Source organism: Polynucleobacter sp. 39-46-10 (assembly GCF_002282275.1).
Window position 1 is genome coordinate 1 of the sequence record NZ_NCJB01000475.1, and the last position, 1,377, is coordinate 1,377.

Sequence of the window (1,377 nt, forward strand, 5' to 3'; positions counted from 1 at the left end):
ATTCGTTGGTTGCGTTGTGATGCTGTTTGGCAGCCACCCACTATTAGCCTATGCGATCGTTGGCTTGGGTGCTGCAGCCTACTCACCAGCAAAATACGGCATTTTGACCGAGCTGCTACCCCCAGAAAAACTGGTTGCAGCCAATGGCTGGATTGAGGGGCTTACTGTAGGCTCCATCATTTTGGGGACAGTGCTAGGCGGTGTTCTGATTAGCAAATCCGTGTCGCAGAGCCTTTTAGGTTTTGATATGCCGATTCTAGAAACTAGCATTGATACGGCTGCAGAGTCTGCCATTCTCATCATCATGATGATTTATGTGCTAGCTGCACTTATTAATTTGCGTATTCCTGACACCGGGGCACGTTATGAGTCCCAAAAAACCAATCCAATCGAGCTGGTAAAGGACTTCTCCATCTGCTTCAAAACCCTCTGGGCTGATCGCTTAGGGCAGATCTCTTTGGCGGTCACCACGCTATTTTGGGGTGCCGGCGCCACGCTGCAATTTATTGTCATTAAGTGGGCTCAAGTTGCCTTGCATATGACTCTATCTCAAGGAGCCATCCTGCAGGCGATCTCCGCTGTCGGCGTTGCTGGAGGTGCAGTTTGGGCTGCTTGGCGCATACCACTTCGTAGCTCCCTGAAAGTCCTTCCTTATGGCATTGCCATGGGTCTAGTGGTTTGCATCATGGCAATCTACAACTCAGACATGCTGCCAAATACAACTATTTGGACCATTGGCAAGTTTGAGATCTCACTCAATTTACTGCCAGCATATTTCTTGTTAATACTGGTAGGCTGGTTAGCGGGCTACTTTGTGGTCCCAATGAATGCACTACTTCAGCATCGCGGGCACGTCCTAATGTCTGCAGGTCATTCCATTGCCGTACAAAACTTTAATGAGAACATTTCCGTACTGATGATGCTATTAATCTACTCAGGATTAATTTGGCTGGATGCATCGATCCAAGCTGTGATTATTGGCTTTGGTGTCGCGGTCAGCGCGATCATGTGGCTAGTTATTAAACGTCATAAAGCCAATCAGGCTGAATATGACTCGATGCATTTAATTGGCGAGCATAAGCACTAAGCACTAAGCAAAATGATTAGATATTTTGCAGGACAGATTTAGCAAGCAATAGGTCCTGCCAAAATAGCGCCTTATCCTTAGGCCTAGCAATCATCTGATTTAATTCAAAGGTTGCGATGAGCGGTAAATCCTCTGCGCCATCTGCATTGATTGCCAAAACAGTTTCACGCAGCTCTGGCAATCCATCGCGTTCACCAGATAATTTTTGAGCGGCAGAACCACCAAACGCAATTGCAACAATGGGGGTTCCATCCGATGGCAATAGCTCAGGATTGAACACTTCTGCAAAT

The 1,377-nt window shown here is 47.1% G+C and carries 1 protein-coding gene and 1 pseudogene; one reads left to right on the forward strand and one right to left on the reverse strand.

The genetic code is table 11. From position 1 onward, the window contains the following. The coding region (gene lplT, locus B7X71_RS16920) for a lysophospholipid transporter LplT (RefSeq protein WP_293601598.1) at positions 1-1,087 on the forward strand (1,087 nt) is incomplete at its 5' end. A 16-nt stretch (positions 1,088-1,103) separates the two neighbouring features. On the opposite strand, the pseudogene B7X71_RS16925 reads toward lplT, so the two are convergent. After that, a pseudogene (locus B7X71_RS16925) lies at positions 1,104-1,377 on the reverse strand (hypothetical protein); the annotation flags it as partial.